This window comes from Aeromonas sp. MR16 (assembly GCF_022549315.1).
Classification (GTDB): domain Bacteria; phylum Pseudomonadota; class Gammaproteobacteria; order Enterobacterales; family Aeromonadaceae; genus Aeromonas; species Aeromonas aquatica.
On sequence record NZ_JAKZFK010000043.1, the window covers coordinates 1 to 19,672 of the forward strand.

15 protein-coding genes are annotated in these 19,672 nt (G+C 60.9%); 8 read left to right on the top strand and 7 right to left on the bottom strand.

Annotated features, from left to right (window positions below; genetic code table 11):
* Nucleotides 1-216: 216 nt before the first annotated feature.
* Together MM194_RS20285 and MM194_RS20290 are read right to left on the bottom strand one after the other, a co-directional pair.
* Nucleotides 217-1,347, bottom strand: coding sequence for an SEL1-like repeat protein (locus tag MM194_RS20285; protein WP_241344732.1), 1,131 nt, complete (start codon nucleotides 1,345-1,347; stop codon nucleotides 217-219).
* Nucleotides 1,348-1,553: 206 nt separating this feature from the next.
* Complete coding sequence (locus tag MM194_RS20290; protein ID WP_241344733.1) at nucleotides 1,554-2,906, bottom strand: tyrosine-type recombinase/integrase; 1,353 nt, start codon at nucleotides 2,904-2,906, stop codon at nucleotides 1,554-1,556.
* Between the two features lie 147 nt (nucleotides 2,907-3,053).
* Here MM194_RS20290 and hrpA point away from each other — a divergent pair, with 147 nt between their 5' ends.
* The 3 genes from hrpA to rplY all read left to right on the top strand — a co-directional run bounded on the left by hrpA (nucleotide 3,054) and on the right by rplY (nucleotide 8,442).
* Entirely contained in the window at nucleotides 3,054-6,974 is a 3,921-nt protein-coding gene (gene hrpA / locus MM194_RS20295) for an ATP-dependent RNA helicase HrpA (protein ID WP_241344734.1), read from the top strand.
* Between the two features lie 89 nt (nucleotides 6,975-7,063).
* Nucleotides 7,064-7,900, top strand: a complete 837-nt coding sequence (locus tag MM194_RS20300) for a hypothetical protein (protein WP_033130791.1) — start codon at nucleotides 7,064-7,066, stop codon at nucleotides 7,898-7,900.
* 254 nt (nucleotides 7,901-8,154) lie between these two features.
* A complete protein-coding gene (rplY, locus tag MM194_RS20305; RefSeq protein WP_033130792.1) occupies nucleotides 8,155-8,442 on the top strand; it encodes a 50S ribosomal protein L25 in 288 nt (95 codons plus the stop codon).
* Nucleotides 8,443-8,588: 146 nt separating this feature from the next.
* On the opposite strand, the gene MM194_RS20310 is transcribed toward rplY, so the two are convergent.
* The 3 genes from MM194_RS20310 to selD are packed head-to-tail and all read right to left on the bottom strand — an operon-like array spanning nucleotide 8,589 to nucleotide 11,391.
* Nucleotides 8,589-9,233: an MBL fold metallo-hydrolase gene (locus MM194_RS20310; RefSeq protein ID WP_033130793.1), complete on the bottom strand. Its 645-nt coding sequence runs from the start codon at nucleotides 9,231-9,233 to the stop codon at nucleotides 8,589-8,591.
* The gene (mnmH, locus tag MM194_RS20315) at nucleotides 9,227-10,357 is read right to left on the bottom strand and encodes a tRNA 2-selenouridine(34) synthase MnmH (RefSeq protein WP_241344735.1); all 1,131 of its coding nucleotides are present in this window, start codon (nucleotides 10,355-10,357) and stop codon (nucleotides 9,227-9,229) included. Before mnmH ends, MM194_RS20310 begins: the two co-directional genes overlap by 7 nt.
* Complete coding sequence (selD, locus tag MM194_RS20320) at nucleotides 10,354-11,391, bottom strand: selenide, water dikinase SelD (RefSeq protein ID WP_033130795.1); 1,038 nt, start codon at nucleotides 11,389-11,391, stop codon at nucleotides 10,354-10,356. Before selD ends, mnmH begins: the two co-directional genes overlap by 4 nt.
* Before the next feature lie 347 nt (nucleotides 11,392-11,738).
* Between selD and MM194_RS20325 the strand changes: the two genes are divergently transcribed.
* From MM194_RS20325 to MM194_RS20335, 3 genes are all read left to right on the top strand, one after another.
* Nucleotides 11,739-12,191, top strand: coding sequence for an EamA family transporter (locus MM194_RS20325; protein WP_033130796.1), 453 nt, complete (start codon nucleotides 11,739-11,741; stop codon nucleotides 12,189-12,191).
* A gap of 106 nt (nucleotides 12,192-12,297) precedes the next feature.
* Nucleotides 12,298-12,942, top strand: coding sequence for a glutathione S-transferase family protein (locus MM194_RS20330; protein WP_033130797.1), 645 nt, complete (start codon nucleotides 12,298-12,300; stop codon nucleotides 12,940-12,942).
* Between the two features lie 227 nt (nucleotides 12,943-13,169).
* Nucleotides 13,170-15,146, top strand: coding sequence for an alkyl sulfatase dimerization domain-containing protein (locus tag MM194_RS20335; protein ID WP_033130798.1), 1,977 nt, complete (start codon nucleotides 13,170-13,172; stop codon nucleotides 15,144-15,146).
* 557 nt (nucleotides 15,147-15,703) lie between these two features.
* On the opposite strand, the gene MM194_RS20340 is transcribed toward MM194_RS20335, so the two are convergent.
* Both MM194_RS20340 and MM194_RS20345 read right to left on the bottom strand, forming a co-directional pair.
* Nucleotides 15,704-16,894, bottom strand: coding sequence for a class I SAM-dependent methyltransferase (locus MM194_RS20340; RefSeq protein WP_033130799.1), 1,191 nt, complete (start codon nucleotides 16,892-16,894; stop codon nucleotides 15,704-15,706).
* A gap of 176 nt (nucleotides 16,895-17,070) precedes the next feature.
* Nucleotides 17,071-18,501 (bottom strand): methyl-accepting chemotaxis protein, encoded by a 1,431-nt coding sequence (locus MM194_RS20345; protein ID WP_241344736.1) that lies wholly within the window; start codon nucleotides 18,499-18,501, stop codon nucleotides 17,071-17,073.
* An 83-nt stretch (nucleotides 18,502-18,584) separates the two neighbouring features.
* On the opposite strand from MM194_RS20345, the gene MM194_RS20350 reads away from it, so the two are divergent.
* On the top strand, nucleotides 18,585-18,857 hold the full coding sequence (locus MM194_RS20350) for an acylphosphatase (RefSeq protein ID WP_033130801.1): 273 nt from the start codon (nucleotides 18,585-18,587) through the stop codon (nucleotides 18,855-18,857).
* Nucleotides 18,858-18,871: 14 nt separating this feature from the next.
* Entirely contained in the window at nucleotides 18,872-19,627 is a 756-nt protein-coding gene (locus MM194_RS20355) for a CHAD domain-containing protein (protein ID WP_238566424.1), read from the top strand.
* Nucleotides 19,628-19,672 lie beyond the last annotated feature (45 nt).

Below are 19,672 nucleotides of genomic sequence, written 5' to 3' on the forward strand. Positions count from 1 at the left end.
CCAGGGATGCGGCTTCGAGTTTGAATTCAGCAGTAAATGAGCGACGTAATCTTGTCATTGAACACCTCTGATCTTGGTGGCGACTGTACCACCTAAAATGGTGTCCGGGATGATTAGACCACTACAGAAACACCAAGTCGGCCTGAGCTGGAACGAGGTGAGCCGAATACAAGTAGATGCCCCGCGTCCGTGCAGGGCTAGGCGGTAGGGAGGGGGTTACTGTTCCGCTTTGGGTTGGTACTGCTCGAAGTATTGAGCGGCTAACGCTTGGGCTTCGATAAGAGCTTCAGGGGTCAACTTCCCAGCTGCCTCGTCACGAAATTTTGACGCAGCTTTTGCGCCATTAGCTACAGCTACTGAGAACCAAGCATAGGCTTGCTGATTATTTTGGAGAACACCGTTACCATGAGCATGCATAATTCCCAGCCCGAATTGAGCCCCAGCATTCCCCTGTTCGGCAGACTTGCTATACCAGTAAACAGCTTGTTTGTAATCTTGGGGGACACCATCCCCCCTAGAGTAGCCCCCCCCTACCATAGACTGAGCCTTAGCATTCCCTTGTTCAGCCGATTTACGGTACCAATAAACAGCTTGCTTGTAGTCTTGGGGGACACCCAGGCCATAGTAATACATTCCTCCAAGCCTGTATTGAGCCTCAGCATGCTCCTGCCCGGCAGACTTACTGAACCAGTAAACAGCTTGCTTGTAGTCTTGGGGTACAGTTTCCCCCTCGAAGTACAGCCCCCCTAACACGAATTGAGCCACAGCATGCCCTTGCTCAGCAGCCTTTTTGAACCATTGAATTGCTTGTTTTTTATCCTTTTGGACACCCCGCCCACTAAAGTACACCGAGCCTAACTCAAATAGAGCATCAGTATCCTCTTGCACAGCCGACTTACTGAACCAGTAAAACGCCTGCTCATAATCCTGTGGCACACCTTGTCCAAATTTATAAGCCGCCCCCAATAAGCACTGAGCCACAGCATTCCCCTGTTCGGCAGACTTGCGATACCAATAAACAGCTTGCTTGTAGTCTTGTGGTACACCCAGGCCATCATTGTATGAAGCACCCAGCATGCATTGAGCCCCAGCATGCCCCTGCATGGCAGACTTGCGATACCAGTAAACAGCTTGCTTATTGTCCTGTACCACCTCTTCCCCAAGGGTGTACGCAAGCCCCCTCAAGTATTGGGACTCGGCACTTTCCTGCCCGGCATCTTTACTGGCTTCCCCGTTCAGCACCTGCCCGCCCTGTGGTGCCGTTGCAGTAGGAGCAGCACATCCCCCCAGCCCAAGTGACACCGCTGCCGCCAAGATCATGACCCGGCCAAACGCCACTGCTTTCATTCTCTTTATCCCGTTCTTTATCGTTATGGTTACGGCAACCCAGCGAGTGAGTGGCCAACATGGGGTCTCCGAAGAAGGTGACTCCTACGGGGCTCAATAAGTGGTGGGATGGTAGCAAAGCGGAGCTGTACAAGAGCTGTGGCAGGCAAACGGTTGCGCATTTAAAAAACAGTATTTGAATAATCTTCCTATTACCTATCAACGGGTTATCCGGCGCAGTCTTGAGGTGATTGCGTGTTGAACAGTGCCAAGAAGGAGGCCATGTACACCCCTGCGAGCATCTGCTCAACGGCTTCCAAGTACTGCTTGGGCGCAAGGCCTGCAGAGTAGAGGCCATAGGACATGGATTCCCCGCGCTTGTTCTTATGACCGAGGATGACGGACGTGATCCGTTCCTCTATGTGCTCCCGTTCGTAAGCCGTGGCCGTCATGTGGCGGAAGGAGTGGAATGCTTTTGTTCGATCTTTCTTCCCGGTAGCTTTCAGCTTGAGCGCCCCGAACCGTTGAGACCACATCGTTACAGTTCCGGCCCACATGCCAGCTTCCACGCATTGCTTGCAGGTAGTCCATAAGACTGGGGGGAGGGGGATCACACGCGCTGCCGCCTCTGTCTTGCCGTCCTTGATCTGGATGGCGTGAATACCCTCAACGACGATAAAGCTGGCGGCGGTGAGTCCCACAAGTTCACTGATACGGCAGCCAGTGATGAGTCCGAATCTAACCAGTGCTGACAAATCAGGCTGTGCCACTCTGGCCATCTTCTGGACTTCCTCGGGCGTGAAAGGTTCGTAACTGGCTTCGTCCCCTTGCCGTTGCATCTTGATCCCCTTGAAAGGACTGGTGCCGTCTACGTGCTCGTTCTCCCACGCCCAATACCACATCTTTTGAAGCGCTCCCAAATACCCCTTTCGCGTGTTGTCTGCGATGTCTCCGCTGATACTGTTGATCCATCGGGTGACTTGTCGGGATGTCACGTCCTTCAGCTTTGTATCCTTGCCCCCAATCGTCTTAAGAAGACTCGCCGTTGCTATCTTGGCTCTGCGGAGGGTGTTCTGAGCAACGTCCCCCTCGCAGGCGTTAACAAATCGCTCAGCGGCTTCATAGAGTGTCATGGGGGCAGGCGCCACCTCTTCTGGCTCCGTAGGAATAGCCGTAAGGCAAGCTTCCGCTCGCACCAGATCCCCTTTCTCAATAACAGCATCCACGTTAAAAGCTGATTCGAGCGTCTCCCAAGCGTTTAACGCCTTTACACTGTCCACATAGGCAAGCTCCCGCTTTGTCTCTTCGACGGCCTTGCTGGCTTTCGTGTACTGCACCATGAAGGCACTGCGGGCAGCGTGAGTCGCTGAGATGTCAGCCATCTGTCGGAACTTAGACACAAGCAAGTCGCGCATCTTCCGGGCTTCAAAAACATCTTTGGTCTGTAACGTCTTAGCGTAAATCTTTTGCCCCTTGAAGTAGGGATTGCTGCGCAGTGTTCGCGGTACGTTCCAGTGAATGTGCCAAGTGCGGCCCCGCAATAAGAGGCTGGTGTTGAGGTTGATTTTCTTCGGATACATAGTGGGCCCCAGTTGGATGCTAAATGCTGTAGGCTGTTTCCACTGCAATCCGCATAACAAAATCCATGCACAACTGACTGATTTTTTATAGGATCTGCCCCAGCTATCGCATTGGCCTTTGAAGGCCCCCACTAAGGAATCAGTACCTTGTCTCTCTCTATCGAGGCGCTGCGCCGCCGTCTCTCTGTCTGCATGAATCTCGACGCCCGCCGAATCGTAAGCCGTCTGCACGGGGTCAAGAAACTGCCTGAGGGCAAACAGGCCGCCGTGCTGGAGACCATCGCCGCCGATCTGGATGTGGCGCAGGCGCGCTATCAGTCCCGCCTGGCTGGGGTGCCCAGCGTCACCTACCCGGACAACCTGCCGGTCAGCCAGAAGCAGGCCGAAATCGCCAAGGCGATCGGTGAGCATCAGGTGGTGATCATCGCCGGCGAAACCGGCTCGGGCAAGACCACCCAGATCCCCAAGATCTGCCTGGCGCTCGGGCGCGGGGTCAAGGGCTACATAGGCCACACCCAGCCACGCCGGCTGGCGGCCCGTACCGTGGCGGCCCGCATCGCCGAGGAGATGCAGTCCGAGCTCGGCCAGTACGTGGGTTACAAGGTGCGCTTCACGGATCAGGTGAGCGAACAGACCCACATCAAGCTGATGACAGACGGCATCCTGCTGGCGGAGATCCAGCACGACAGGATGCTGACCCAGTACGACACCATCATCATTGATGAGGCTCACGAGCGCAGCCTCAACATCGACTTCATCCTCGGCTACCTCAAGCAGTTGCTGCCAAGGCGCCCGGATCTCAAGGTGATCATCACCTCGGCCACCATCGATCCCCAGCGCTTCTCCCGCCACTTCAACCAGGCGCCGGTCATCGAAGTGTCCGGCCGCACCTATCCGGTGGAGGTGCGCTATCGCCCCTTGTTTGAAGACAAAAAGAGCGATGGCAAGGAGAGCGGGGATGAGCGCGACGAGCTGCAGGGGATCTTCGATGCGGTCGAGGAGCTGGCCCGCGAAGGACTGGGGGACATCCTCATCTTCATGAACGGCGAGCGGGAGATCCGCGACACCGCCGACGCCCTGCGCAAACTCAACCTGCGCGACACCGAGGTGCTGCCGCTCTATGCGCGCCTCTCCAACGCCGAGCAGAACAAGGTGTTCCAGCAACACGCCGGGCGGCGCATCGTGCTCGCCACCAACGTGGCGGAAACCTCCCTCACCGTGCCGGGCATCCGCTACGTGATCGATCCCGGTACCGCCCGTATCAGCCGTTACTCCTGGCGCACCAAGGTGCAGCGCCTGCCCATCGAGCCCGTCTCCCAGGCCAGCGCCAACCAGCGCAAGGGACGTTGCGGCCGGGTGGCGGACGGTATCTGTATCCGCCTCTATTCGGAGGAAGATTTCAACAACAGGCCCGCCTTCACGGATCCCGAGATCCTGCGCACCAACCTGGCCTCCGTCATCTTGCAGATGCTGGCGCTGGGGCTTGGCAACATGGAGGCCTTCCCCTTCGTCGAGCCGCCCGAATCCCGCCACATCAAGGACGGCCTGACCCTGCTCAAGGAGCTGGAGGCGGTGCGTGAGTTGCCAAACCCTCATGGGAGTGAGGAGCAAGAGGCCCGTCTGCAGCTGACCGACACCGGTCGCCAGTTGTCGCGCATCCCGCTCGATCCCAGGCTGGCCAGGATGGTGATCAGCGCCGCCCAGACCGGCTGCCTCAGTGAGGTGCTGGTGATCACCGCAGGGCTCAGCATCCAGGATCCCCGCGAGCGGCCCATGGAGAAGAAGCAGGCCGCCGACGAGCAGCACAGGCGCTTCGAGGACAAGGATTCCGACTTCCTCGCCTTCGTCAACCTGTGGAATTACCTGAAAGAGCAGCAGGATCTGTTGGGCAGCAACCCGTTCCGCCGCCTGTGCCAGAAGGAGTTTCTCTCCTATCTGCGGGTGCGCGAATGGCAGGACATTCACTTCCAGCTGCGCCAGAGCGTCAAGGAGCTGGGCTTCAAGAGCAATGCTGAACCGGCGGACTTCAAGGCGGTGCACTGCGCCCTGCTGACCGGCCTGCTCAGCCACATCGGCAACAAGGATCTGGAGAAGCCCGAGTTCCTCGGTGCCCGCAACGGCCGCTTCCACCTGTTCCCGGCCTCGGGGCTGTTCAAGAAGCCGCCCAAGTGGGTGATGGCCGCCGAGCTGGTGGAGACCTCACGGCTCTATGCCCGCATCAACGGCAAGATTGAGCCCGAGTGGGTGGAGCCCCTGGCGGGCCACCTCATCAAGCTGCACCACAGCGATCCCCACTGGTCGAAGAAAAATGGCGCCGTCATGGCCAAGGAGAAGGTGACACTCTATGGCCTGACCCTGGTGAACGAGCGGCTCATCAACTTCAGCCGCATCGATCCCGACCAGTGCCGCGAGCTGTTTATCCGCCGCGCCCTGGTAGAGGGGGATTTCGAGACCCGTCACCGCTTCTTTGGCGAGAACCGTAAACTGTTGGCCGAGGTGGAGGCGCTGGAGCACAAGTCCCGTCGCCGCGACATCCTGGTGGACGACGAGGATCTGTTCCGCTTCTACGACGCCCGCCTGCCAGAGGATGTGATCTCTGCCCGCCACTTCGACAAGTGGTGGAAAGAGGCGCAAAAGCAGGATCCCGAACTGCTGAACTTCGAGAAAGAGATGTTGATGAAGGGGGATGCCGCCCACATCAGCGATCTCGACTACCCCAACTTCTGGCAACAGGGGCGCCTCAAGCTCAAGCTGACCTACCAGTTCGAGCCCGGGGAGGCGGCGGACGGCGTCACCCTGCACATCCCGTTGCCGCTGCTCAACCAGGTAGAGGTGAAAGGCTTCGAGTGGCTGATCCCCGGCCTGCGCCACGAGTTGCTGGTGGCGCTGATCAAGTCGATGCCAAAGCCGATGCGCAAGAACTTCGTGCCGGCCCCCAACTATGCCGATGCGCTGCTCGCCAGCATCAACCCGGAGCAGGGGCCGCTGCTGGACGAGATGGAGCGCCAGCTGCGGCGCATGACAGGGGTGACTGTGCCCCGCGAAGCCTGGGATTGGGCTGCGGTGCCCGATCACCTGAAACTCACCTTCCGGGTGGTGGACGACAAGCACAAGCCCATCGCCGAGGGCAAGGATCTGGAAGCGCTAAAAGAGTCGCTGCGCGGGCGCGTGCAGGAGACGCTCTCCCAGGTGGCGGATGACGACATAGAGCAGTCCGGCCTCACCCTGTGGAGCTTTGGCGAGTTGCCCAAGGAATACAGCCAGAAGCGGGCGGGCTTCGAGGTGAAGGCCTATCCGGCCCTGGTGGATCAGAAGGATTCGGTCGCCATCCAGCTGGTGGAGAGCCCGGTTGCCCAGCAGCAACTGATGTGGAGCGGCCAGCGTCGGCTGATCCTGCTCAACGTGCCATCCCCCATCAAGTACCTGCAGGAGAAGCTGCCGAACAAGGCCAAGCTCGGGCTCTATTTCAACCCCTTCGGCAAGGTGGCGGAGCTCATTGACGACTGCATCGCCTGTGGCTGTGACAAGCTCATCGAGCGCCACGGCGGCCTGGCCTGGGACGAGGCGGGCTTCGAGGCGCTCAAGGAGTTCGTGCGCGCCGAGCTGAACGATGCCGTGGTCGAGGTGGCGAGCCAGGTGGAGGCGGTGCTGACCCTGTCCCATGAGATCAAGAAGCGGCTCAAGGGCAAGATGCAGCTCGACACCGCCTTTGCCATGTCGGACATCCAGCAGCAGCTTGGCAACCTCATCCACAAGGGCTTTGTCACCGAGACCGGCTGGCAGCGGCTGCCGGACTTGCTGCGCTACCTGCGCGCCATCGAGCGGCGCCTCGAGAAGCTGGCCATCGACCCTAACCGCGACCGGGTCTACATGCTCAAGGTGCAGAGCGTCGAAGCGGACTACAAGGCGCTGCTCGCCAAGACGCCTAAATCCCAGCCGATCCCGACCGAGGTGGCCAATATCCGCTGGATGATCGAGGAGCTGCGGGTGTCGTTCTTCGCCCAGCAGTTGGGCACCCCCTATCCGGTCTCCGATAAACGGGTGCTCAATGCGATAGCGCAGTGCTAAGCTGCTATGTATCTGTTTTCTGAACCATTGTCGAAGAGGGACGGGGAGCAGGGGAACGAGGAAACCAGGAGAAAGGGGGAGGGCGCAGGATGCTGGGGATCTGGTTAGGGGTGGCGCTGGTCAATATCAGCGGATATCAACCCATCGCGGAACAAACCTGGGTACAGCTGAATCCGGAATATTATCCGGTCCACCGCGCCGTGCCGTCCATCTTCGTGGCCTGGCGGGGCAACCAGTTCCCGCCGCTGGAGCAGAAGAAAAAGAACGGCCATTGGCTGGTGCTGTTCCCCGCCCGGCTGGTCCCCCCATTCGACTTATTCGAGGGGGAGGCCGAGCTCTCCAAGGCCTACTTGGCCCGGCTCAAGCGCATCGACGAGATGGCCTATGGCATGGCGCCCCATCAAGCGGTCAATCCGGCCGTCGGCATGTCTGCCCCCATGCCGTCACAGGAGGGGCTGAACCAGCCCTTCATCGCCGAGTTTTCCCTGCCCGGTATCGGTGGGGAAAGTCACCGACTGGCGCCGCCGGAGCCACTGTTGGCCAGCCTGGTGCGCCATGGGGCCTTGAATACCCCCCCTTCGGAGCCAGCCCAGGTGCAGCTTGCCGCCACAACGCGGCTTGAGGAGACAACCCTGACCCTGTCGGCGCCAGCGGCGGGATCGCGGGTCTGTCATCAGGTTGCGGCGGGCGAGACCCTCTGGCGCATTGCGAGCCAGCTGGTGTCGCAGGGGGGCACGGGAGGGGCCGATACCTACAGTTATCTGCTGGCCCTGGTGGAGGACAATCGCACCAGCATGGGCAAGGGGATCAGGGTACAGACCGGGCAGAGCCTCTATTGTCCGCGGGCCGAGACCCTGGCCCAGTTCGATGCCATGAGCCCGGTGCAGCGTCAGCAGCAATTTGCCCGATTGGAGCAGGGGCGCTGAGAGCAGTGGTCCCCGGCGACTCGGCAGTTGCAGTCTGTCTGATGGGGGGTCGACATGCGAAGGGCAGACAGCCCCTGGATGAGATCCGGCGTGGTCTCGACAGCAGAGGTTGTCTGATGGGAAACCGGGGGCCGAGGGTGACGGGTCTCTGGCTTGTATCCGCCTTGGGCCCATGCTAGTATGCGCGCTCGTTTTGCGAGGTGCTGACCGGTCGCAGTCAACACCATACATTCATCTTAAAAGAGATAAACACTATGTCTTTCGTATTCCAAGCTGAAGTCCGTTCTGACCTGGGGAAAGGTGCGAGCCGCCGCCTGCGTCACGCTGACCAAGTTCCTGCCATCGTTTACGGTGCTGGTAAAGAAGCCGTTTCCATCACTGTGGATCACAAGAAGCTGATCCTGGCCCAAGAGAAGCCGGAGTTCTACTCCTCCGAGCTGACCCTGGTCATCAACGGTGAAGAAGTAAAAGTAAACGTCAAGGCGATCCAACGTCACCCTGTACGTTACAAGCTGGTTCACCTGGACTTCGTACGCATCTAATTGCGTCAGTTCGGTTGAATGAAGAGCCACTCCCCGGAGTGGCTTTTTGCATTCTGGCGCTCGGGAATGGGTGACCGGCTGTCAGGCATCAGGTACGAGCCATAAAGAAGGGCGACCCCAGGGTCGCCCTTCTCGTCATCCCGAGCCTACCAGACCGGCTGGGTGAGGTAGGGATTGCTGACCCGCTCGCAGCCGAAGGTGGAGCTGGGGCCGTGGCCTGGCACGAAGACGATGTCATCGCCAAGCGGCAACAGGGTCTCGGTGATCGAGCGAATGAGGGTGCCGTGATCGCCACGGGGGAAGTCGGTGCGGCCGATGCCGCCGGCAAACAGCACGTCGCCGACCCAGGCGAGCCGCTCGGCCTGGCTGAGCAACACCACATGGCCAGGGGTGTGGCCGGGGCAGAAATAGACCTCCAGCTCACAGTTGCCGACGGTCACCTTGTCACCCTGTACCAGCCAGCTGTCCGGGCTGAAGGCGGGCGTGTGGGGGAAACCGAACATCTGGCTCTGCTGGGGCAGCATGTCGAGCCAGAAGGCGTCTTCCTGGTGGGGGCCCGTGATGCGCACACCGGTGCGGGTGCGCAGCTCGGCGGCGGCGCCTACGTGATCGAGGTGGCCGTGGGTCAGGATGATTTTCTCCAGCACCAGCTGGTGTCGCTCGATGGCCGCCAGCAGCTTGTCCGCCTCGCCACCGGGATCGATCAGCGCCGCCTGGCGGGTCTCGTCACACCAGATGAGGGAGCAGTTCTGGGCAAAGGGAGTGACCGGGATAATCTCAAATTTCAACATATCGGACTCTTCTGGTTAGTCTTGTTAGCATGTTGTTCTGCAAAAAAGGCGAGACAGGCCTGCTTGTCGCCCCTGAAATGCACTCGCTCACGCTTGTTGTCCAGCTGATAGAGATACATGGGGTCGTAGTAGCGGGTCAGCAGGAGGCGGATCCAGGCCAGATGCAGCTCGGTATTGCCGCTCTGGGCCTGCTCGGCGAGGGCCGCCTGCATCAGCGCATCCAGCTCCCGATGATCCTTGTCCCCGAGACGGCGCTTGAGGCGAGCGAGGGCATCGGTCAGGTAGGCGGCAAACAGCGGCCAGCCGTCCTCGGCGCCATACATCTCCAGATAGCGCTGCCAGAGATCCTGCACGTAATCGATGCGGATCTGCTCGGCGCGCTCGTCTTGCGGCACATCCACCACCACCAGCGGGGCCTGGCACATGGCCTCATAGAGGTTCAGCGGCAGGGCGCAGCGACCGATGAGGCGGCTCTCGTCTTCCACCACGAAGGCAGATTCCCCTAAGTGGCGGCGCTTGAGCAGCTCGATGGCGAGCTTGTTCTCGAAGTTGATGTTGCTGGGCTGCCCACCCGGCAGCTGACCAAAGGAGGATCCCCTGTGGTGGGCGTGCCCCTCCAGATCCACCGCCTGGGCGACCTTTGCCAGCATGTGGGTCTTGCCGGAGCCGGTCATGCCGGTCAGCACTGTCCAGTGACACTCGGCCGAAGCCTTGTCTTGGGTATCCATGAGGAAGCGACGCAGCTCCTTGTAGCCACCGGCCACCCGTGGGCGGGTGACGCCGGCTTCGGCCAGCCACTGCTGCACCGTCTGGGAGCGCAAGCCGCCGCGAAAGCAGTAGAGCAGGGCATCGGGCTGCTGGCGCAACTGCGCCAGCCAGCCTTCCATGCGTTCTGCCCGCACGGCTCCTCCCACCAGCTGGTGGCCGAGGGCGATGGCGGCGGCCTGACCCTGCTGCTTGAAGCAGGTACCGACCTGGGCGCGCTCCTCGTCCGTCATCAGCGGCAGGTTGATGGCGCTGGGGAAGGCGCCGTCCTTGAACTCGATGGGGGCGCGCAGGTCGATGAGCGGCACGTCTTCGAGGAAGATGCGGGCCAGATCCGTCGCCTGTGGCAACGCACTCATTGGATGACCTCGATGAAGCGCTCGCCATCCAGCGGCTTCATCAGCCCGACGGGGGAGAGGGAGAGCCCGGCCTCACGGGCAATGGCCAGCAGCTCGGCCTCGCTCTCTTTGCCGACCGCCACCAGCAGGCCACCGCTGGTTTGCGGATCGCAGAGGATGTTGCGGGTGCGATCGTCCATGGCATCGAGCTTGTGGCCATAGGAGTCGTGATTGCGCAGGGTGCCGCCGGGCACGCAGCCCTCGGCCAGGTAGTAATCCACCTCGTCCAGCAGGGGCAGCGCTTTGAAATCGAGACGGGCGCAGAGCCTGGAGCCTTCGCACATCTCCAGCAGATGACCCGCCAAGCCAAAGCCGGTGACGTCGGTCATGGCATGCACGCCTTGGAGCGCGGCGAAGCGCTGGCCAATCTTGTTGAGGGTACACATGGCGTCGGGGGCCAGTTGCTCGTGCTCGGGCTTGAGCTTGCCCTTCTTCTGGGCGGTGGTGAGGATGCCGATGCCGAGGGGCTTGGTCAGATAGAGCACGTCGCCCGCCTGGGCGGTGTCGTTCTGCTTGATGGCATCGAGCGGCACTATGCCGGTCACGGCGAGGCCGAAGATGGGCTCGGGGGCATCGATGCTGTGACCACCGGCCAGGGAAATGCCCGCCTCGTGGCACACCTGGCGACCACCGTCGATCACCTGCTGGGCAATCTCAGGCTCGAGCGTGTTGATGGGCCAGCCGAGGATGGCGATGGCGACGATGGGTTTGCCGCCCATGGCATAGATGTCGCTGATGGCGTTGGTGGCGGCGATGCGGCCGAAGGTGAAGGGATCATCGACGATGGGCATGAAAAAATCGGTGGTGGAGACGATGCCCTGGCCGTTGCCGATGTCCACCACGGCGGCGTCATCCTTGCTGCTGTTGCCAACGATGAGAGTCGGATCGTCAAAACCCGGGATCTGGCTCTTGAGAATGGTGTCGAGCACCTTGGGGGAGATTTTGCAGCCGCAGCCAGCGCCGTGGCTGTATTGGGTGAGACGAATGGAAGACATACTGACCCCTCTATGGTTCACGCTCGCGTGAAGCGGTTCGATATGGGTGCGGCCATCGCATTGCGGATAATAACAGTGCGGATAATCGCAGAAAACGGATGAGCCTGGTGGCATGGCGGGCAGACAAGGTGCGCCACGCAGTGGGAACGGGTCCCACACCGCGCCACCAAAGGCCACGGGACGGGGCATTATGCCACAAAGAGGATGAGGGATCCGACTCGCAATTGAGGCGAGATGGATGGGCAGAAGGCAAGATGCGACGAGCTGTACACCCCGGTGATGAGCGGGATCCCGTCCTCTTCAGGCTCTGCTACAACTAGCTCACCCCTGTGTTGCAAGGCAAGAGCATGAGTACCTCGCTTTTTTCGGCCATGAACTGGTTTGGCTGGGCCCTGTTGTCGGCCCTCTTCGCCGCCCTGACCGCCATCTTCGCCAAGCTCGGCGTGGCGCAGATCAACTCGGATCTGGCGACCCTGATCCGTACCGCCATCGTCTTCGTGCTGCTCTGCCTCTATGTGGCCGGCACCCGCCAGTGGAGTAATCCGCTGGCGCTCTCCGGCCACAGCTGGCTGTTCCTCGGCCTCTCCGGGCTCGCCACCGGGGCCTCCTGGCTCTGCTATTTCCGCGCCCTGCAACTGGGCAATGTCGCTCAGGTGGCACCCATCGACAAGTTCAGCCTGGTACTGGTGGTGATCTTCGCCGTCCTGTTTTTAGGAGAGCGGCCCTCCCTGCGGGAATGGCTCGGTATCGGTCTCATCGCCGGGGGCGTCATGGTGCTCGCCTTCAAGGAGCAGGGATAGTGGCAGGAATCGTCCTTTAAGGCGTATTCATCTGCTTTTGTCTTGTTTTGTGAATGAAGTGCACTGTTTATTTGGTAAGCACAACGGAATATAAGGAGTCGGTGATATGAAACTCTATGCCCATCCCTTCTCGTCCTACAGCCAGAAGGTGCTGATTGCCCTCTATGAGAACGCGCTGGCGTTCGAGTACCACAATCTGGAATCCCCCACGGTCAAGGCCGAACTGGTCAGCCTATGGCCGCTCCAGCGCTTCCCCGTGCTGGTGGACAACGGCCATACCCTGCTCGAGAGCAGCACCATCATCGAGTATCTCCAGCAGTGGCATCCGGGCCCCAGTACCCTGGTGCCGGCGGAAGAGGCGGGCATAGAGGTGCATATGCTGGATCGCCTGTTCGACAACTATGTGATGACCCCCATGCAGAAGGTGGTGCTGGACAGGCTGCGTCCGGCGGCCGAGCGCGACAGCTACGGTGTGGCCCAGGCCCGGGAGATCCTGAACAAGATCTATCCCTGGCTCGATGAGCACCTCAGGGGACGTCACTGGGCGGCGGGGGAGACGTTCACCCTGGCCGATTGCGCCGCCGCCCCCTCGCTTTTCTACGCCGACTGGGCTCACGAGATCCCGCCGGCCTGCGCACAGCTTCGGGCCTATCGTGCCCGCCTGCTCGGCCACCCCTCCGTCGTGCGGGTGGTGGACGAGGCGAGGCCCTATCGCCACTACTTCCCGCTGGGGGCGCCGGATCGTGACTGAGACGATGGTCCATCATGGGAGCGGTAAGGAGCCCACTCCCATGGTCACTTTCATCCCAGGTTGCGTACCTGGTCGGTTGATTACAGAAACGATATTTTAATGTAAACAGGTGGTTAAGATTCTCATTCGATTCCTGTACCCTGACTGGGATTGAATCGTCATCGCTGAATGACCCAGGGTGACCGGTATGAAAACGTCATAAATGTTAACTAATCGAGGATTCAAGAATGAGACTGACCCAGATTGCCAAGAGTGTTGCATTGGCGGGTATGCTCGCCACTGTTGCCGTTCCAGGATTTGCTCAAGTGAGCCCCAAAGAGGCGACAGCGGCCACCAAGCAGGCCAATGATGCCCTCTATAAACAGCTGCCCTTTGCCAACAAGACGGATTTCACCGATGCCCACAAGGGCTTCATCGCGCCATTGCCGGATGCGGTGATCAAGGGCGAGCAGGGCAATGTGATCTGGGATCCCAAGCAGTACACCTTCATCAAGGAGGGGGAAAAGGCCCCGGACACGGTCAACCCCAGCCTCTGGCGCCAAGCTCAGCTCATCAACATCAGCGGCCTGTTTGAAGTCACCGAGGGTATCTACCAGATCCGCAACCTCGATCTGTCCAACATGACCATCATCGAGGGCAAGGAGGGGGTCACAGTGGTGGATCCCCTCGTCTCGGCCGAGACGGCCAAAGTGGGGATGGAGCTTTACTTCAAGCAGCGCGGCAAGAAGCCTGTGGTCGCGGTGATCTACACCCATAGCCACGTCGATCACTACGGCGGTGTGCGCGGGGTGGTGGACGAAGCGGACGTCAAGGCCGGCAAGGTGAAGATTTACGCGCCCGCCGGCTTCATGGAATCCGCCGTGGCCGAGAACATCATGGCGGGCAACGTGATGAGCCGCCGGGCCAGCTACATGTATGGCAACCTGCTCAAGCCGGATGCCAAGGGGCAGGTTGGCGCCGGGTTGGGCACCACCACCTCCGCCGGTACCGTCACCCTGATCGCGCCCACCGACTATGTTACCAAGACTGGGGAGAAGCGGGTCATCGATGGCCTGACCTATGACTTCATGATGGCACCTGGCTCCGAGGCTCCCGCCGAGATGCTCTGGTTCATCGAGGAGAAGAAAGTCATCCAGACGGCCGAAGATGTCACCCACACCCTGCACAACACCTATTCCCTGCGCGGCGCCAAGATCCGCGAGCCCTTGCCCTGGTCCAAATACCTGAACCAGGCGCTGACCCTCTGGGGTGACAAGGCCGAGATCATCATGGCGCAGCACCACTGGCCGACCTGGGGCAATGAGAACGTCAAGCAGCTCATCAAGAGCCAGCGTGATCTCTATCGTTACATCAACGATCAGACGCTGCGCATGGCGAACGAGGGTTATACCCGCGATGAGATAGCCGCCAAGTTCACACTGCCACCCAGCCTGGCCAACACCTGGGCGAACCGAGGCTACTACGGCTCGCTCAGCCATAACGTCAAGGCCACCTATGTGCTCTATCTGGGCTGGTTCGATGGCAACCCGGCCACCCTGGATGAGCTGCCACCGGTGGAGGCCGCGAAGAAATATGTCGACTACATGGGTGGGGCCGACAACATCCTGAAAAAAGCGCAGGAGGACTTCGCCCAGGGTCACTACCGCTGGGTCGCGCAGGTGGTCAGCAAGGTGGTATTCGCCGATCCAGACAACAAGGCGGCCAGGGATCTGGAGGCAGATGCCCTCGAGCAGCTCGGTTATCAGGCCGAATCCGGTCCATGGCGAAACTTCTATCTGACCGGCGCGCAAGAGCTGCGCAACGGGGTGGTGAAGCTGCCGACGCCGAACACCGCCAGCCCGGATACGGTGCGCGCCATGACGCCCGAGATGTTCTTTGACTACCTGGCGTTGCACATCAACGGTGAGAAGGCGGCCAGTGCCAAGTCGGTGCTGAACATCGATCTCGGTGCCCAAGGCGGCAAGTACAAGCTGGAGCTGGAAAACGGCGTGCTCAACCACACCGCCGATGCCGAAGCCAAAGATGCCGATGCAACAGTGACCCTGAGTCGCGATACCCTCAACAAGATCATCTTGAAGGAGGAGACGCTCCAGCAGGCGCAAGACAAGGGCGAAGTGAAGATCAGCGGCAAGCCAGAGAAACTGCACGAGCTGTTGGGCTACATGGATAAATTCGAGTTCTGGTTCAACATCACCACACCCTGATCATCGGGTGCGCCAGGCCGGCAAGCATGTCAGGCCTGGCTCCTGGCCGAGGGGAAACGGCAAACAAAACAGGCCCGCAATTGCGGGCCTGTTTACGTTGGCGAGGAGGAGCGCTCGGCTTGGCGGGCACGCACCGCCAGGCTCGACAGCTTGCCGATCCAGACAGCAGCGAGTACGCAGGGTGAGGGTTGCATCAGCAGGGTGGAAAGTAATGCTTTATGCGTGAAAATGATTTTTTATGAAAATAGTGTCGATATTTCCCCGTAGAATTTTCAATATCAGTGATTGAATACGCAGTTTTTTGCATAGACAAGAGCGTGGTTCTCTCTCCTGTCCTTGGGGTTGAGTTTCCCAAGCCCAGCGGTTGGCAGTGAAGGGCCGGCGATTCGATGGGTATCTGTGGCAAGTGTCTGCCATCTCCTTGGTCAGCGTGACCTTCGTTATCTCTTGCCGTGGAGGGGCGCAAACAAAAGGCCCGCTAGCGATAGCGGGCCTTTTCCATGACGCTGTGGTGGGCTCCCTGTACTGGCAGAGGGAGGTCCCGCGGTCGCTGCGGCTTAGCGGGCGCGGACCACCAGGCCCTTGAGGTAGAAGCCTTCCGGATAGGCGGTACCGATAGGGTGATCGGATGCCTGGGACAGGAGCTCCAGGATCTGTGCATCGCGACCGGCATCCAGCGCCGCATCCGCCACGATTTTTTGGAACAGGCTCTGCTCCATCAGGCCGGAGCAGGAGTAGGTCAAGAGCACGCCGCCCGGCGCCAGCAGCTGGAACGCCAGCATGTTGATGTCCTTGTAGCCGCGGCAGGCGCCCAGCAGCTGGGCCTTACTCTCGGCAAACTTCGGCGGATCCAGCACGATGACGTCGAACTTCTCACCCTTCTCGCGGTATTCCCGCAGCAGCTTGAACACATCGTGACGGATGAACTGGGTGTTGGAGAGATCCAGCCCGTTCAGCTCGGCGTTCTGGCGAGCGGTATCTAGCGCAGTCTGGGAGAGATCCACGTTGACCACTTCCTTGGCGCCGCCCTTGAGGGCATAGATGCCGAAGCCGCCGGTGTAGCTGAAGCAGTTGAGCACCCGCTTGCCTTCGGTGTACTTGGCCACCGCCTGACGGTTGTCGCGCTGATCCAGATAGAAACCGGTCTTGTGACCGTTGCGGATGTCCACCAGGATCTTGACGCCGTTCTCTTCGATGACCACGGGCTCGCTCGGGGTTTCCCCATGGATGACGCCGGTGCGCTCTTTCAGGCCTTCCTTCTTGCGTACCGCCACGTCGGAGCGCTCATAGATGCTGCACTCGGGGTAGAGGGTACGCAGGGCCTGGGTGATCAGTTCGCGCTGGAATTCGGCCCCGGCGGAGAGGATCTGGCACACCAGGAAGTCGGCATAACGGTCGATGGTCAGGCCCGGCAGGCCGTCCGACTCGGCGGCGCACAGACGATAGCCGGTGAGGCCCTGGCGCTTGATCAGCGGATCCCGGGACTCCTGGGCATATTTGAGGCGACGGAGGAAGAAGTCCAGATCGACGGTCTCGTCTTTGTCGAAGGTCCAGACCCGGGCGCGGATCTGGGAGCTGCCGGACCAGGCGCCGCGGGCGAGCCACTTGCCATCGTTGGCGTAGATCTCGACGGTATCGCCGTCGATGGGGTTGCCTTCAACCCGCTCAATCCCCTTGGAGAAGATCCAGGGGTGACGGCGCAGCAGGGATTTTTCGCGGCCTTTGACGAGGTAGATGTAAGCGCTCATGGGTGTTTACCGATGCCAGAAAGAAGAGGGGGCGTATTTTAGTAGCAAGCTCCGCGTTAAGCCAGCTTTCATGCTGCTCGTGAGGCCGGTGAGGCATGTGCCTGCGTGGAAAACCGGACCAAAAACGAGGGCTCCCCGCTGGGGAGTCCTCTTGTTGCCACGAGGCGAACGCTTGACTAGATCCGCAAGCCGGTCATGGCCTGGCTGAGCTCGGTGGCGGTGGCCTTGAGGCCGGAGGTGCCGGCCACCGAGGCGCTGGCCGACTCTTCCACCCGGCTCGCCTCGTGGCGCACCTGATCCAGGTTGCGGGTGATCTCCTCGGCCACCGAGCTCTGCTCCTCGCTGGAGGTGGCGATCTGGGTGCTCATCTCCAGCACCGCATCGCTGTGGCTGCTCAGCTTGTCGATGTCCTGCCCCACCTCGGTGATGAGCTGCTGGCTGCTGGCGGCGCGGCCGACCGTCTTCTCCATGATGTCGTTGAGCGCGCCTGTGCCAGCCTGCAGCTCCTCGATCATCTGCTGGATCTCCACCGTGGCCTGCTGGGTGCGGCTGGCGAGGGTGCGCACCTCGTCGGCTACCACCGCAAAACCGCGGCCCTGCTCGCCGGCCCGGGCGGCCTCGATGGCGGCATTGAGCGCCAGCAGGTTGGTCTGCTGGGAGATGGCGTTGATGACGCTGACCACCTCATTGATGCGATTGGCGTTGTGGGTCAGTCGCTCGACTGCGCCGGAGGCGTTGCCTATCTCGTCGGCCAGGGTACGGATCGCCGTGATGGTGCGGGCCACCCGCTCGGCGCCGTTGGCGGCCTCCTCGCTGGACTGGCGGGTCTGCAGCAGGGTGTCGTTGGCGTTGCGAGCCACTTCCCGGATGGCGGCGGACATCTGCTCCATGGCGGCGGCCAGGGAGTCCATGTGCTGGCGCTGGGCACGGGCCAGGGTCTCCCCGTCGCTGGCATGCTCGCGGAACTCGTCGGCGGCCATGGCCAGCGCCTCGGCGGACTCATCCACGAGACGCACTATCTTGTGCTGGCGATCGGTGAACTTGTCGATGCTGCCCGCCAGGATGGAAAACTCGTCCCGCACCGGGAAGAAGTTGAGACGGAAGGTGAGATCGCCGCCTGCTACTGTCTGCAGTGCCTTGTTGGTGGAGTAGAGCGCGCCTGAGACGAAGGTCATCAGGTAGTGGGTGATGAGGGCCAGCAGGGCGGCCAGCACGGCGATGATGGTGAGGGCGGTGCCCTGACCATCCCACATGGAGTAACGGCTGGCATCCAGGGTGCCGGTGACAAACCCGGCCTGGCCTGCGCTCGCGCTGACACTGTAATGATCCCCCTGCTGACTCAGGCCGGCGCTGCCCGTCTGAGCGAGAGTGAGCTCGGCTGGCAGGCTGAGGCCGGGCTGCTGACTCACCAGTTGGGCGGCGGTCTCGACCCTTTGCTTGAGCTGATCCAGCCTAACCTGCATCTGCTGATCATGGCCATCGGCCAGCAGGTACCAGGTGAGGAAGGCGATGAACAGGAGCGGGCACCAGAAGGTGATGAGAAATTTTTCGCTGATCGTGAGGTGAATGAGATAGCGGTCAACCCAACGGAATTTAACTTCTTTCATAATGATATTGCGTCCTGCAAGGGGAGATGTGTCGCAGTCATTATCGCCTTGGAGGGAAATTTCTTAAGGAAAAGGTGCTGAAAATGGGAGAGCAATCGTTTGTCGTTCGGGTCTGGGGTCAGGTGCAGGGGGTCGGGTTTCGTTACTTTACCCGGGAACGCGCGCTGCAGCTGGGGCTTCGGGGGCATGCCTACAACCTGGAGGATGGCTCGGTCGAGGTGCTGATCGCCGGCCCGGAGCAGCAGGTACAAATGATGCTGGGCTGGCTGGAGCACGGACCCCGCACGGCGACGGTAACCCGAATGGAGTGCGCCAAGGCCGCGCCGCCCACGGGGAGCGGTTTTCATACCAACTAACAGGAGACAGGGGCATGGAGATGATGGTGCAGACCACATGGCAGGCGCAGGCGCGCCGGCTCATCGATCAATATGGCGCCGCCACCCTGGCCTTGCGCCAACAGGCAGAGCCGGCCGAGGTGCATGCCTACCGGATCGCGGCTCGTCGGCTGTTGGCCTTGCTCGCCCTGTGGCGACCATTGATCCATCAGCCCGGGTTGGAGCGGCGCTTGCTGCGAGCAACGGCCACGCTCTCCACCCTGCGCGATGCCCAGGTGTATGAGGCGCGTTTTGGTGGCAAGCCCCATGGGATGTCGGCGCCCCGGGTTCCCATGCTGACGGTGCGACTGGCGCGCTGGCTGGATCGCCTGGCGCAGGTACCCGCCGACTTCAATCCCCTGCCGCTGTTTCAGATGCAGTTGGCGCTCTCTCTCGCCGATGGGCTGGCCGAGCCGGGACTGGACGCCTGTGCCGGCAAGCAACGTCAGTTGCGCCATTGGCACAAGTTGCGGTTGATCCTCAAGCGGACTCGCTACGGGGTGGAGCTGCTGGTGGGGCAAGGGCATGGGGATCCGGCCTGGCTGGTCATGCTGACCGCCTGGCAGGACAGGCTCGGCCAGTTGCAAGATGCCAGGCAGTGGCTCAAGCGATTGAGCCGCAAGGGGGGAGGCGGCAAGAGGCAACGTGAGCTGGTGCGTCTGAAGGCGGCGATGGGCTGCCAGTTGCAACAGCTGGACTGTCAGCAGGCGGAGCTGGTGGGACTCAGGATGGCAATGCTGCCTGTGGTGTGAGAGCTATCCCCCAGGCTCGTCAACAGGGTGAAATGAAAAGAGAGG

What these genes read in the sequence shown, in the direction of transcription:
- MM194_RS20285 (WP_241344732.1), bottom strand. Translation starts at nt 1,347, where the DNA reads ATGAAAGCAGTGGCGTTTGGCCGGGTCATGATCTTGGCGGCAGCGGTG.
- MM194_RS20290 (WP_241344733.1), bottom strand. Translation starts at nt 2,906, where the DNA reads ATGTATCCGAAGAAAATCAACCTCAACACCAGCCTCTTATTGCGGGGC.
- MM194_RS20300 (WP_033130791.1), top strand. Translation starts at nt 7,064, where the DNA reads ATGCTGGGGATCTGGTTAGGGGTGGCGCTGGTCAATATCAGCGGATAT.
- rplY (WP_033130792.1), top strand. Translation starts at nt 8,155, where the DNA reads ATGTCTTTCGTATTCCAAGCTGAAGTCCGTTCTGACCTGGGGAAAGGT.
- MM194_RS20310 (WP_033130793.1), bottom strand. Translation starts at nt 9,233, where the DNA reads ATGTTGAAATTTGAGATTATCCCGGTCACTCCCTTTGCCCAGAACTGC.
- mnmH (WP_241344735.1), bottom strand. Translation starts at nt 10,357, where the DNA reads ATGAGTGCGTTGCCACAGGCGACGGATCTGGCCCGCATCTTCCTCGAA.
- selD (WP_033130795.1), bottom strand. Translation starts at nt 11,391, where the DNA reads ATGTCTTCCATTCGTCTCACCCAATACAGCCACGGCGCTGGCTGCGGC.
- MM194_RS20325 (WP_033130796.1), top strand. Translation starts at nt 11,739, where the DNA reads ATGAGTACCTCGCTTTTTTCGGCCATGAACTGGTTTGGCTGGGCCCTG.
- MM194_RS20330 (WP_033130797.1), top strand. Translation starts at nt 12,298, where the DNA reads ATGAAACTCTATGCCCATCCCTTCTCGTCCTACAGCCAGAAGGTGCTG.
- MM194_RS20335 (WP_033130798.1), top strand. Translation starts at nt 13,170, where the DNA reads ATGAGACTGACCCAGATTGCCAAGAGTGTTGCATTGGCGGGTATGCTC.
- MM194_RS20340 (WP_033130799.1), bottom strand. Translation starts at nt 16,894, where the DNA reads ATGAGCGCTTACATCTACCTCGTCAAAGGCCGCGAAAAATCCCTGCTG.
- MM194_RS20345 (WP_241344736.1), bottom strand. Translation starts at nt 18,501, where the DNA reads ATGAAAGAAGTTAAATTCCGTTGGGTTGACCGCTATCTCATTCACCTC.
- MM194_RS20350 (WP_033130801.1), top strand. Translation starts at nt 18,585, where the DNA reads ATGGGAGAGCAATCGTTTGTCGTTCGGGTCTGGGGTCAGGTGCAGGGG.
- MM194_RS20355 (WP_238566424.1), top strand. Translation starts at nt 18,872, where the DNA reads ATGGAGATGATGGTGCAGACCACATGGCAGGCGCAGGCGCGCCGGCTC.